The organism is Streptomyces sp. CA-179760 (assembly GCF_050937045.1).
In the GTDB taxonomy this organism is placed as follows: Bacteria; Actinomycetota; Actinomycetes; order Streptomycetales; family Streptomycetaceae; genus Streptomyces.
Map to the genome: position 1 here is coordinate 6738562 of NZ_JBNJLZ010000001.1, position 12699 is coordinate 6751260.

The 12699-nt window shown below is 70.7% G+C and carries 13 protein-coding genes; 8 read left to right on the plus strand and 5 right to left on the minus strand.

Features of this window, described 5'->3' with window-relative positions:
• The first annotated feature begins 19 nt into the window (after positions 1 to 19).
• The 6 genes from ACQEV8_RS30795 (at position 20) to ACQEV8_RS30820 (ending at position 4829) form a co-directional block, all read left to right on the plus strand.
• Positions 20 to 787: an enoyl-CoA hydratase/isomerase family protein gene (locus tag ACQEV8_RS30795; protein ID WP_432966709.1), complete on the plus strand. Its 768-nt coding sequence runs from the start codon at positions 20 to 22 to the stop codon at positions 785 to 787.
• Between the two features lie 168 nt (positions 788 to 955).
• Entirely contained in the window at positions 956 to 1564 is a 609-nt protein-coding gene (locus ACQEV8_RS30800; RefSeq protein ID WP_432966711.1) for an ATP-binding protein, read from the plus strand.
• Positions 1565 to 1687: 123 nt separating this feature from the next.
• Complete coding sequence (locus tag ACQEV8_RS30805; RefSeq protein WP_432966713.1) at positions 1688 to 2866, plus strand: YncE family protein; 1179 nt, start codon at positions 1688 to 1690, stop codon at positions 2864 to 2866.
• Positions 2867 to 2957: 91 nt separating this feature from the next.
• The gene (locus ACQEV8_RS30810) at positions 2958 to 3566 is read left to right on the plus strand and encodes an ADP-ribosyltransferase (protein WP_432966715.1); all 609 of its coding nucleotides are present in this window, start codon (positions 2958 to 2960) and stop codon (positions 3564 to 3566) included.
• A 79-nt stretch (positions 3567 to 3645) separates the two neighbouring features.
• Positions 3646 to 4560, plus strand: coding sequence for a MerR family transcriptional regulator (locus ACQEV8_RS30815; RefSeq protein WP_432966717.1), 915 nt, complete (start codon positions 3646 to 3648; stop codon positions 4558 to 4560).
• A 56-nt stretch (positions 4561 to 4616) separates the two neighbouring features.
• Entirely contained in the window at positions 4617 to 4829 is a 213-nt protein-coding gene (locus tag ACQEV8_RS30820) for an EF-hand domain-containing protein (protein WP_020271014.1), read from the plus strand.
• 96 nt (positions 4830 to 4925) lie between these two features.
• Here ACQEV8_RS30820 and ACQEV8_RS30825 read toward each other — a convergent pair whose 3' ends face one another.
• Entirely contained in the window at positions 4926 to 5717 is a 792-nt protein-coding gene (locus ACQEV8_RS30825; RefSeq protein ID WP_432966719.1) for an ABC transporter ATP-binding protein, read from the minus strand.
• Positions 5714 to 7432, minus strand: a complete 1719-nt coding sequence (locus tag ACQEV8_RS30830; protein ID WP_432966721.1) for a 2-isopropylmalate synthase — start codon at positions 7430 to 7432, stop codon at positions 5714 to 5716. The genes ACQEV8_RS30825 and ACQEV8_RS30830 overlap by 4 nt, the downstream gene beginning before the upstream one ends.
• 208 nt (positions 7433 to 7640) lie before the next feature.
• Between ACQEV8_RS30830 and ACQEV8_RS30835 the strand changes: the two genes are divergently transcribed.
• Entirely contained in the window at positions 7641 to 8333 is a 693-nt protein-coding gene (locus ACQEV8_RS30835) for a FadR/GntR family transcriptional regulator (RefSeq protein ID WP_432966723.1), read from the plus strand.
• Between the two features lie 79 nt (positions 8334 to 8412).
• Positions 8413 to 9075: an NADPH-dependent F420 reductase gene (locus ACQEV8_RS30840; protein ID WP_432966725.1), complete on the plus strand. Its 663-nt coding sequence runs from the start codon at positions 8413 to 8415 to the stop codon at positions 9073 to 9075.
• 1 nt (position 9076) lies between these two features.
• Here the strand turns inward: ACQEV8_RS30840 and ACQEV8_RS30845 are convergent, their stop codons facing one another.
• The 3 genes from ACQEV8_RS30845 to ACQEV8_RS30855 form a co-directional block, all read right to left on the minus strand.
• Positions 9077 to 9634: a glycoside hydrolase family 25 protein gene (locus tag ACQEV8_RS30845; protein WP_432966727.1), complete on the minus strand. Its 558-nt coding sequence runs from the start codon at positions 9632 to 9634 to the stop codon at positions 9077 to 9079.
• A gap of 130 nt (positions 9635 to 9764) precedes the next feature.
• Positions 9765 to 11177 carry an MFS transporter gene (locus ACQEV8_RS30850; protein ID WP_432966729.1) on the minus strand — a complete coding sequence of 471 codons (1413 nt, stop codon included), beginning with the start codon at positions 11175 to 11177 and terminating at the stop codon, positions 9765 to 9767.
• A 104-nt stretch (positions 11178 to 11281) separates the two neighbouring features.
• On the minus strand, positions 11282 to 12664 hold the full coding sequence (locus tag ACQEV8_RS30855; RefSeq protein WP_432966731.1) for an L-serine ammonia-lyase: 1383 nt from the start codon (positions 12662 to 12664) through the stop codon (positions 11282 to 11284).
• Positions 12665 to 12699 lie beyond the last annotated feature (35 nt).

The following is a 12699-nucleotide window of genomic DNA, read 5'->3' on the forward strand; positions in this document are numbered from 1 at the left end:
CGCCGTTAACCTGCTCCCTATGACCGTCTCTCTGGAAGTCGCTGAAGGTGTCGGCACGCTGCGTCTCGACCGACCGCCCATGAACGCGCTGGACATCGCCACGCAGGACCGGCTGAAGGAACTCGCCGAGGAGGCCACGCGCCGCGACGACGTGCGGGCCGTGGTGGTCTACGGCGGCGAGAAGGTGTTCGCGGCCGGCGCGGACATCAAGGAGATGCAGGCGATGGACCACGCCGCGATGGTCCTGCGCGCCCGCGCCCTGCAGGACTCCTTCACGGCGGTGGCCCGTATCCCCAAGCCTGTCGTCGCGGCCGTGACGGGCTACGCGCTCGGCGGCGGCTGCGAACTCGCGCTGTGCGCGGACTACCGCATCGCCGGTGAGAACGCCAAGCTCGGCCAGCCCGAGATCCTGCTCGGCCTGATCCCCGGCGCGGGCGGCACCCAGCGCCTGGCCCGCCTGGTCGGCCCCTCCAAAGCCAAGGACCTGATCTTCACCGGCCGGATGGTGAAGGCGGACGAGGCACGGGAGATCGGTCTGGTGGACCGGGTCGTGCCCGCCGACGAGGTGTACACGCAGGCGCACGCCTGGGCCGCCAAGCTGGCACAGGGCCCGGCGCTCGCGCTGCGTGCCGCCAAGGAGACGATCGACGCCGGCCTGGAGACGGACATCGAGACGGGCCTGACCATCGAACGCAACTGGTTCGCGGGCCTGTTCGCCACCGAGGACCGCGAGCGCGGCATGCGCAGCTTCGTGGAGGAGGGGCCGGGCAAGGCGAAGTTCCTCTGAACACCCCTCCAGGGGCTTGCAATTGACACGGCGTCTGATCCGGGTCCCTCGATGGGGCGGTTTATGCCGGCCTTAAGGCAGCCTTAAGCGTGTCAGGCCGGTGAACTTCGCCGCTTGCCTCGAAACAGGCCGTATTCGCAGGTCATACGGGCCGATGAAGGCTCCGAAGTGCCTTTGGCATATGCTGACCGACTGCCGGTTCCGGGCCCGTTCCGGGGGGTCCATTCCCCGGGAACGGCCCCGTCGGACGCCCCGGACGGCCATGATGGGGGCATGGCGGGGCTGGAGGGTATGGAACAGCCGCGGGGACACGCACATGCGGCCGCGGCGCGCTGGTCGCCGACCGTCGAGGACGAACACGCGCTGAAGGCGCTGGAGTTGTACGGCAACCCGACGGAGGCAGAGGTTCCACTGCCGTCCCGCCCCGAGTCCGCGGCCACCGCCAGACGGCTCACCCAGGTCGTGGTCCTGCGTCACTGGGGACTCACCCCCAAGATCACCGAGGAGGCGGTCCTGCTCGTCTCCGAACTGGTCGGCAACGCCGTACGCCACACCGGTGCCCGAGTCTTCGGGCTGCGTCTGCACCGGCGCCGCGGCTGGATCCGCGTCGAGGTCCGCGACCCCTCCCGGGGGCTGCCCTGCCTGATGCCGGTCCAGGAGATGGACGTCAGCGGCCGGGGCCTCTTCCTCGTCGACAAGCTCGCCGACCGCTGGGGGGTCGATCTGCTGCCCCGGGGGAAGACGACGTGGTTCGAGATGAGGGTCGTCGACCGCTGACGGCCGCTTACGGCCTGCCGGCGGCGGCTGGGGCTCGACCGGGGGTGTGACCTGCGACGACTCACCTGGACGTCGATCGGGCGAATCACCGATTTCACCGTGAAGCGCCCCTTAAATGGTCCAATGCACCGCCACTTCCTCAAGAGCACCCTCGTCGCGGGCGCCGCCCTCGCCGTCCTCGCCGCCTGCGGCACCCAGGACGAGGAGCGGACCTCCGGGACACGCCCCACCAAGGCCGCCGTGCCCGCCCCGCCCGAGAAGAAGACCGTCCAGGGCCTGCCGGGCATGCCGCCCGTCCTCGACCCGAAGGACGTGTACGCGGCCGACCGCCCCAACAAGCTGTCGCCCGTGGTCAAGGGCTTCCCGTCCCGGGTCTACGTCCCCAACACCGAGTCCGACACCGTCTCCGTCATCGACCCGAAGACGTACGAGATCATCGAGACGATCCCCGTGGGCCGGCAGCCTCAGCACGTCGTGCCCTCCTGGGACCTGAAGACGCTCTGGGTCAACAACAACCGCGGCCACACCCTCACCCCGATCGACCCGAAGACCGGCAAGGCGGGCAAGGAGGTCGAGGTCCACGACCCCTACAACCTCTACTTCACGCCCAACGGCAAGTACGCCGTCGTGATGGCCTCCCTCGACCGCGAGCTGGTCTTCCGCGACCCGCACACCATGGAGATCAAGAAGACGGTCCCGGTCTCCTGCTACGGCGTCAACCACGCCGACTTCTCCCTCGACGGCCGCTACTTCATCGTCTCCTGCGAGTTCAGCGGCGAGCTGCTCAAGGTCGACACCGAGAAGATGGAGGTCGTCGGGCAGCAGCGGCTGCCGTTCGAGGGCGCCATGCCGCAGGACGTGAAGGTCTCGCCGGACGGCAGGAGGTTCTACATCGCCGACATGATGGCCCACGGCATGTGGGTCCTGGACGGCGACACGTTCACCGAGCCCACCCTGCTGCCCACCGGCAAGGGCTGCCACGGCCTCTACGTCAGCCGCGACTCCCGCGAGATGTACGTCTCCAACCGCGGCGAAGGCACCGTCTCCGTCTTCGACTTCACCCGGAACAAGCTCACCAAGAAGTGGGACCTGCCCGACGGCGGCAGCCCCGACATGGGCGGCGTCTCCGCCGACGGCAAGGTCCTGTGGCTCTCCGGCCGCTACGACTCCGAGGTCTACGCCATCGACACCCGCACCGGCGCCCAGCTCGCCCGTATCCCCGTCGGCAGCGGCCCGCACGGCCTCGCGGTCTACCCGCAGCCCGGCCGCTACTCCCTCGGACACACGGGCATCTTCCGGTGAGTCCCATCTGCCGTCCACTCAAGGGAAGTTGACACGCCCTGATCGAGTGAGGGTCCAAGGTCCCGCGCCGCGGACCCGCCATCGTGCCCTCGTGACCACCATGACCCTGCGGCGGCGGATCGCTGCCGCCGCCTTCTCCCTCGCGGCCGTCCTCACGACCACGGCCGCCGCGCCTGCCCCGACGACCGCCACGGTCGCCGCCGCCCCCGCGCCGGCCGCCTGCCCCGTCCAGTTCACGGACAAGATCAAGGCCGCGGCCGACCGCCGTGCCGACATCGACCGCATCACCCCCGAGCCGTCCTGGCGCACCGGCTGCGGCACCCTCTACCGCGCCGACGGCCGCGGCCCGTCCGTCATCTTCGAGGAGGGCTTCCACCCCAAGGACGTCATCACCGGCCAGTACGACCTCGAGAAGTACGTCCTGGTCAACCAGCCGTCCCCGTATGTGTCGACCACGTACGACCACGACCTGTTCAAGCAGTGGAAGTCCGCTTTCAACTACTACGTCGACGCCCCCGGCGGCATCGACGTCAACAAGACCATCGGCGACACCCACAAGTGGGCCGACCAGGTTGAGGTCGCCTTCCCCGGCGGCATCGCCCGGCAGTACATCGTCGGCGTCTGCCCGGTCGACAAGAAGACCAAGACGGAGATCATGAGCAGGTGCGAGAGCAACCCGCACTTCCAGCCCTGGCACTGAGCGGCACCTTTGAGCCCACGGGCCGGTAGCCGGCCTCCTGGTTGAGTCTCCACCCACTGGAGGGCCCAGACTCGCGGACATGACCGAAGACGGCACCGGACTGCTCACCATCGGCGAACTGGCCCGGGTCACCGGACTGACCGTGCGCACCATCCGGTACTGGTCCGACGAGGGCGCCCTGCCCCCGGTGGCCCGGTCCGCGGGCGGCTACCGGCTCTACGACGCCGCTTCCGTGGCACGCCTGGAGCTGATCCGCACCCTGCGCGAACTCGGCCTCGGCCTGGCGGACGTCCGCCGGGTCCTGGCCGGTGAGACGACGGTCGCGCGGGTCGCCGCCGCGCACGTGGTCGCGCTGGACGCGCAGATCCGGTCGCTCAAGGTGACCCGTGCGGTGCTGTCGACGGTGGCGAAGCGGGGTTCCAGCGCGGAGGAGACGACACTCATGAACAGACTGGCACGGCTCTCGGCGGCCGAACGACGGCGGATCGTCGAGGACTTCATGGCGGAGATCTTCGAGGGGATCGACACCGCCGACCCGGACATTCGCGGCAGGCTGCGTTTCGCGGCCGCCGAACTGCCCGAGGACCCCACGCCCGAGCAGGTGGACGCCTGGGTGGAGCTCGCCGAGCTCATCCAGGACCCCGGCTTCCGCGCGCAGATGCGGCAGCTGATCGAGTTCAACGCGGCCGACCGGGGGCCGGACGTACCGGCCGGTTCGTCCCTGTGGTTCATGAGCCGGCTCGTACAGCTCGCCGCCGGGGCGCGGCAGCGCGGCATCGCCCCCGAGGCACCGGAGGCCGGCGACGTCCTGCGGGACCTGCTCGGCGACACCGACCGGGCCGCCGTGCTCGAACGCCTCACGGCCGCCTCCAACGCACGGGTCGCCCGCTACCGCCAACTCCAGGCCGTCGTCAACGGCCTCGGCCCCCAGCCGACCTACGACGAGGAGTTCGCGTGGGTGGTCGCCGCGCTGGAGGCACGCACGGCCAGTTAATCTGACCTGCGTCAGTACGACGCGGAACACGAGAGCACGAGAGTAAAGGCGGATCGGTGGCGGACATCGAGGAAGCACGCAAGCAGTTCGAGCGGATCGATACGGACGGCGACGGATTCATCACCGCTGCCGAGTTCAAGACCGCCCTGGCCCGGTCGGGCGACTGGAACGTCACCGAGTCGGTCGCCGAGGTCGTCATCAAGACCCGCGACCTCGACGGCGACAAGAAGCTGAGCTTCGACGAGTTCTGGGCCTACCTGAACAAGTAGTCGCCTGCACGGGCAGCCGCCCGCTCAGGAGGCTGGAGGCGCTCCGCCTCCTGGACGAAGGGGCCCGGCCCGACCTCGGTCGGACCGGGCCCCTCGTCATGCCCGGCGCGCCGTGCGCACGCTCCAGCGGCCGTCCCGCCGTTCCAGGGCCAGCGGCAGGCCGAAGCACGTGCCGAGCCGGTCGGCGGTCAGCACCTCGGCCACCGGGCCGTCGGCCAGCGGACGGCCCTCGCGCAGCAGCAGGGCGTGTGTGGTGTGCGGCGGAAGCTCCTCCAGATGGTGGGTGACCAGGACCGTCGCCAGCCGCGGATGGTCCCGGCGCAGCTCCTCCAGCGCCCCGATCAGCCGCTCCCGGCCGGGCAGGTCGAGGCCGGTGGCGGGTTCGTCCAGAAGCAGCAGCCGGGGCTCGGGCATGAGGGCCCGGGCGATCAGGGTCCGGCCGCGCTGCCCCTGGGAGAGGGCGGGCCAGCGCGCCTCACGGCGCTCCGCCAGCCCCAGCGTCCGGATCAGCCGCTCCGCCCGCTCCTCCTGCTCAGACGTCGGACGCCACCGGGGCAGGGGCTCCACGGAGTTGGTCAGACCCGTCAGCACCACGTCCCGTACCCGCAGCGGCGAGCCGAGCGGATGCCGCGGGTCGACATGCCCGACGTGCGCGCGCAGTTCCCGCAGATCGACCCGGCCCAGCCGGTGGCCCAGCACCTCCACGGTGCCCCGGGTGGGATGGACGCGCGCGCCGAGCAGGCCGAGCAGGGTGGACTTGCCCGCGCCGTTGGCCCCGAGCAGCGCCCAGTGCTCACCGGCCCGGACCGTGAGAAACACCTTCTGGAGGATCGGCCGGCCGTCGCGTACGACATGGGCGTCCTCAGCGCGCAGGACGACCGCCGTCACCGCAGCGCCCTGTTCACCGCGGACAGCACTGCCCGGACGGACGCGGCCAGGACCGAGGAGTCCTGGCCCGCGCCCCAGCACGTCGTACCGCCGACCCGGCACTCGGCGAAGGCGTTCGCACCGCCCTCACCGGCCTGCTCGTGGAAGTCGAGCACCTCCACGTCGACTCCCGCGCCGGCCAGCGCGTCGACGAACGCGGAGACCGGGCCGCCGCCGGTGCCCTCGTAGTCGCCGGTGCGCTCGCCGGTCCGCAGCGTGCACACGAAGCGATGGCCGCCACCGGTCTCGTCCGGACGCACGGACCAGGCCTCCAGCGCCACCTCCCCGTCCTCCACGACGTACGTCGACCGGAACAGCTCGTACAGCTCCTTCGCCGCCATCTCCCGGCCGCTGTCGTCCGTCGCCTCCTGCACGGTCCGGGAGAAGTCCGGCCGCATGCGCGCGGGGAGGTCGACGCCGTGGCGGGCGCGCAGCAGATAGGCCGTGCCGCCCTTGCCCGACTGCGAGTTCACGCGGATCACCGCCTCGTAGGAGCGGCCCACATCGGCCGGGTCGACCGGCAGGTACGGCACCGACCAGGGCGCCTGCCGCTCCGGGACGCCCAGCTCCCGCGCCCGCTCGGCGTGCCTCGCCAGGCCCTTGCTGATCGCGTCCTGGTGGGTGCCCGAGAAGGCGGTGTGGACGAGGTCCCCGGCGTACGGATGGCGCGGGTGCACGGGCAGCCGGTTGCAGTGCTCGACCGTCTCCCTGACCGTGTCGATGTCCCGGAAGTCGATCATCGGGTCGACGCCTTGGGCGTACAGGTTCAAGGCGAGGGTCACCAGGTCGACGTTGCCGGTGCGCTCCCCGTTGCCGAACAGACAGCCCTCGACGCGCTGGGCACCGGCCAGGACGGCCAGTTCTGCGCAGGCGACGCCGGTGCCGCGGTCGTTGTGCGGGTGCACGGAGAGGATCACGCTGTCGCGCCGGGAGAGATGGCGGTGCACGTACTCGATCTGGTCGGCGTAGACGTTCGGCGTCGCGATCTCCACGGTCGCCGGGAGGTTGTGGGTCACCGGCCGGTCCGGGCTCGCGTCCCACAGCTCGGTCAGCCCGTCGCACAGTTCCAGGACGAAGTCGGGCTCGGTCAGGTTGAAGGTCTCCGGCGAGAACTGGAAGCGGACGTACGAGGCCCGGTCCGCCCGGCGGGCCAGGTGCTCGGCGGCCTCCCGCACGGTCCGCCACACCTCCGCCCGGTCCCGTCCCAGGACGACGTCCCGCCACACCGGCGAGGTCGCGATGTACAGATGGACGACCGCCCTCGGCATCCCCTCGATCGCCTCGAAGGTGCGGTCGATCAGGGCCCGGCGGGCCGGGGTGAACACCACCGGCGTGACGTCGTCCGGGACGGCGTCGCCGGTCGCCAGGTGCCGTACGAAGTCGAAGTCGGCGCGGCTGGCCGAGGGGTAGCCGACCTCGATCTCCTTGAAGCCCATGCCGGTCAGCAGATCGAAGAAGCGGCGCTTGCGGGACGTGTCCATCGGCTCGGCGAGGGCCTGATTGCCGTCACGCAGGTCGACGGGGACCCAGAGGGGAGCGCGCTCTACACGGGCGGCGGGCCAGTCGCGGGTGGTGGCGTCAGGGACGTGCACACGGTCCTGGAAGGGGCGGTAGCGGTGGAAGGGCATGGGGCCCGGGCGCTGGGGGTTCCAGAGGGGGGCAGGGGTGGTGGTCATCGTCGGCTGTGGCCTTCGGCTCGGTCGAACGGTGACCGGCAGCACGGCGCCCCGCGGCGGGGTGCCGGTCGCGTCAGGCCCCGCCGCGGCAGCCGAGAAGAAGGAGACCGCGGAACGTCATACGCCGTACGCTAGCCACTCCTCAGCTCCTCAGACAAGTGAAACCTCGGTAGAATCCTTCCACTCCTCAGACAAGTTGGTGAAGCCCATGCCGCTCGGCGCCGTCCGCCCCAGCCCCCTGGTCGAGCAGGCCGCCGCCCGGCTGCGCGAGCAGATCACCGGCGGCCACTGGCCCGTCGGCACCAAGCTGCCCGGCGAGACGACCCTGGCGAAGGAACTGGGCGTCGGCCGCTCCACCGTCCGCGAGGCGCTGCGCGCCCTGGCGGGTGCCGGACTGGTGCGGCCTCGCCAGGGCGCCGGCGTCTTCGTCCTCGCGACCGAGCCGCTCGAGGACTGGCCCACGCGACTGCGCCGGGCCGCCGTGACCGACGTCTACGAGGTCCGTATGGCGGTGGAGGTCCACGCGGCCCGGCTCGCCGCGCGCCGCCGCACCGACGACGACATCGCGGCGCTGCGGGCGGCGCTGGAGGGCCGCCGCGCCGCCGCCACCGCCGACGACGCGGCCTTCGTCGACGCGGACATCGCCTTCCACGCCACCGTGATCGCCGCCGCCCGCAACCCGGTGCTGGCCGACCTGTTCACCGAGTTCACCCCCGTCCTGCGCGAGGGCCTGATCGAGCTCCTGGCCCTGACCGGCCTGCGCGGCCACGACCCGAACACCGGTGACGACGCCCACGAAGCGCTCGTCCGGGCGGTTGCGGACGGGGACGCGGAGGGGGCGGCGGAGGTGCTGCGAGGGGAGTTGGAGGACCCCTTCGCGCCCGCCCCGAAGTCGGAATAGCCCACCCGCCCCGGAGGTTGACCGTGGTCACCAGCACTGCACGAGGCGCTGTTCATCTCCCGAGGGGCGAGGCGACGACATGAAGATCGGCATCATCGGAGCGGGCAACATCGGCGGCAACCTGACCCGGCGGCTCACCGCCCTCGGCCATGACGTGTCCGTCGCCAACTCTCGTGGCCCGCAGACGCTTTCGGCCCTCGCGGAAGAGACCGGCGCGACGCCCGTGACGGTCGAGGAGGCGCCACAGGGCGCCGAGATCGTGGTGATCACCATCCCGTTGAAGGCAGTCCCGGACCTGCCCTCCGGTCTCCTCGACAAGGCGGCGGACGGTGTCGCGGTCATCGACACCGGCAACTACTACCCCCGGGAGCGGGACGGCAGGATCGCCGGGATCGAGGACGACGGCCTCACCGAGAGCCGCTGGACGGAACGCCAGATCGGCCACGCGGTCGTCAAGGCCTTCAACGGCACCTACGCCCAGGACATCCTGGAACGCCCGCTCCCGTCCGGCGACCCCGACCGCATGGCCCTTCCGGTGGCCGGCGACGACGAGCCGGCCAAGCGCAAGGTACGGGACCTCATCGACGCCCTCGGCTTCGACACGGTGGACGCGGGCGGCATCGACGACTCCTGGCGCCAGCAGCCCGCCACCCCGGTCTACGGCCTCCGCGCCGGCGTCGAGGCCGTCACGAAAGCCCTGGCGGAGGCATCCCCGGAGCGCACCCCCGCGTTCAGCGGATAGGTCAGGCGTCCTCGGCCCATCTCCGCAGCGCGGCCTTGCTCTCGAAGTCGGCGACGTTCTTGTCCAACGGGCTGTCGGTGTACTGGTGGAAGCGCCACTTGGCCTTGATGCGGGGCTTGCCCGCGGAGACGTAGTCGGCGATCCACAGGCCGTCGCCCGCATAGGAGGTCTTGTCGACCGTGAGCCAGAAGTTCCGGTTGCAGTAGAGCACCACCTGGTTGTTCGGCCGCAGGTCCTTCAGCTTGCGGATGAACAGGTCCTTCTCCGCGTTGCTCGCGTGCGTTCCGTTGCTGGTCGTCTCCCAGTCGACGGCGAGGATGTCGCCCGCGCGGTCCGGGGCCCTGCCGACGAAGTACTCGGCCTGGGCGGTGAGGTTGCCGGGCCACAGGAAGTGGTAGAAGCCGACGACCAGCCCGGCGTCACGCGCCCGCTTCGTCTGGGCGGCCAGTTTGGGGTTGACGTAGGACCGTCCCTCGGTCGCCTTGACGAAGACGAAGGAGAGGCCGTCGGTGCCGTAGGAGGAGGACTGGTAGGCGCTCACGTCGATGCCGCGCAGCATGGGGGCTCCCTCTGGTGCGGGTGGGGCTGAAGTTCCCTTGGTGTGGGGGTTGTTGTTATGCCCCGCGACGGCGGCGGTACGCCGGGCGCGAGGAGGCTCGCGGCCCGGCGGTGGTGAACGCCGGTCGGTTTCAGGAGGTGGGGGAGGTGGCGGGGGCGCGGGTCGCGTCGTCGGCGGAGACGGCCTCGCGGTCGTCGAGGGAGAGGTGCTTGGTCTCCTTGCCGAGCAGGAGCGCGATCAACGTCAGCACCGCCATCGCCGAGAGGTAGACGCCGACCAGCCACGGCGAGCCGTCCCCGGCCTCCCACAGCGCCACGGCGATGAACGGGGCGACCGCCGCCCCGAGGATCGAGCTGACGTTGTACGAGATGCCGGAGCCGGTGTAGCGGACGCTGGTCGGGAAGAGCTCGGGCAGGAGCGCGCCCATCGGTCCGAACGTCATGCCCATCAGCGTGAAGCCGAGGACGAGCCACAGCACCACGCCGAGGGTGCCCAGCTCGATCAGCGGCACCCAGACCAGTCCGAAGACCATGATCGCGGCGGTGATCCAGATCAGGGTGGTGCGCCGCCCGTACCGGTCCGCGAGCGGACCCGAGATCAGGGTGAACGCGGCGAAGAACAGCACACCGAAGATCATCATGAGCACGAACGTGGTGTAGTCGTACCCCAGTCCGGGCACGGCGGCATCCTTCGCCGCGCGCCCGTAGCTGAGCGAGAACGTGGTCATCAGGTAGAAGAGCACGTAGGTCGCCAGCATGATGAAGGTGCCCAGGACCAGCTGCTTCCCGTGGCCGCGCACCACGGTGACGAGCGGCAGCCGCCGCACCCCGCCGGACTCGCGGGTCTTGGCGAAGACCGCCGACTCGACGAGCCGGGAGCGCACCCACAGGCCGATCGCGACCATCACGGCGGAGAACAGGAACGGGACGCGCCAGCCCCAGCTGACAAAGGCCTCGGAGGGCTGTGAGGGGTCGGCGCCGGCCGTGGACGGCAGCAGCGCGCCGATGACCAGGAACAGACCGTTGCCGATGATGAAGCCGAGCGGGGCGCCCAGCTGCGGGAAGGTGCCGTACAGGGCGCGCTTGCCGCTGGGGGCGTTCTCGGTCGCGACCAGGGCGGCGCCGCTCCACTCGCCGCCGAGCGCGAAGCCCTGCGCGAGCCGCATCAGCACGAGCAGCGCGGTGGCCACCCAGCCGGCCTGGGCGTAGGTGGGCAGGACGCCGATGAGGAACGTGGCGATGCCCATGGTCAGCAGCGAGACGACGAGGGTCTTCTTGCGGCCGAGCCGGTCACCGAGGTGCCCGAAGACGACGGCGCCGATGGGGCGGGCGACCATCGCGGCGCCGAAGACCGCGAAGGACGACAGCAGCGCGGTGGTCGGGTCGCTGCTCGGGAAGAAGAGCTGGGGGAAGACGAGCACCGCGGCGGTCGCGTAGATGTAGAAGTCGTAGAACTCGATCGTCGTGCCCATGAGGCTGGCGACGAGGACGCGGGACCGCGGGTTGACGGGCGTAGGGGCTGAACCGGTGGCTGGTGCGGGCATCGCTCGGTCTTTCACGCTTGAAACATGGGCCCTGCAACGATGTCAGCCGTCTTGTTTTTCGGTATAAGCTTCTCGCATGGTGAGACTGGGAGCCGGGGCCGGACCTAACACTCGATGATGTTCACCGCCAGCCCGCCCCGGGCCGTCTCCTTGTACTTCACCGACATGTCCGCCCCGGTGTCCTTCATCGTCTTGATGACCTTGTCGAGGGAGACCTTGTGGGAACCGTCGCCGCGCAGGGCCATGCGGGCGGCGGTGACGGCCTTGACCGCGGCCATGCCGTTGCGTTCGATGCACGGGATCTGGACCAGGCCGCCGACCGGGTCGCAGGTGAGGCCCAGGTTGTGTTCCATCCCGATCTCGGCGGCGTTCTCGACCTGCTCCGGGGAACCGCCGAGGACCTCGGCCAGGGCGCCCGCGGCCATCGAGCAGGCGGAGCCGACCTCGCCCTGGCAGCCGACCTCGGCACCGGAGATGGAGGCGTTCTCCTTGAACAGCATGCCGATCGCGCCCGCGGCGAGCAGGAAGCGGACCACGGCCTCTTCCTTTTCTCCTTCGGAGGCAGAGCCCGCCCCGAAGTTGACGTAGTAGTGCAGCACCGCGGGGATGATGCCGGCCGCGCCGTTGGTGGGGGCGGTGACGACCCGGCCGCCGGCCGCGTTCTCCTCGTTGACCGCCATCGCGTAGAGGGTGATCCACTCCATGGCGAGGGCCTTCGGGTCGCCCTCGGAGCGGAGCTTTCGCGCGGTGTTCGCGGCGCGGCGGCGCACCTTGAGACCGCCCGGCAGGATGCCCTCGCGGGACATGCCGCGTGCCACACACGACTCCATCACCCGCCAGATCTCCAGCAGACCGGCCCGGATCTCCTCCTCGGTGCGCCAGGCGCGCTCGTTCTCCAGCATCAGGGCCGAGATGGACAGGCCCGTCTCCTGCGCCAGTCGCAACAACTCGTCGCCCGTGCGGAAGGGGTACTTCAGCGCGGTGTCGTCGAGTTTGATGCGGTCCGCGCCGACGGCCTCCTCGTCGACGACGAAGCCGCCGCCGACCGAGTAGTAGGTCTTCGTCAGCAGCTCCGCGCCCGAGGCGTCGTACGCCCACAGGGTCATGCCGTTGGCGTGGTACGGGAGGGTCTTGCGGCGGTGCAGGACCATGTCGTCGTCGAAGGAGAACGCGATTTCGTGCTCGCCCAGCAGATTCAGCCGGCCGTCGGTCTTGATCGCGTCCACCCGGTCGTCGGCCTTCTCCACGTCGACCGTGCGCGGCGAGTCGCCCTCCAGGCCGAGCAGGACCGCCTTGGGCGTGCCGTGGCCGTGGCCGGTGGCGCCGAGGGAGCCGTACAGCTCGGCACGGACCGAGGCGACCGACTCCAGCAGCTCCTCGTTGCGCAGCCGCCGGGCGAACAGGCCGGCCGCGCGCATCGGGCCGACCGTGTGGGAGCTGGACGGGCCGATGCCGATCGAGAACAGGTCGAAGACCGAGATGGCCACGGGAACTCCTGACTACGGGGGTGGTGCAGTGGGGC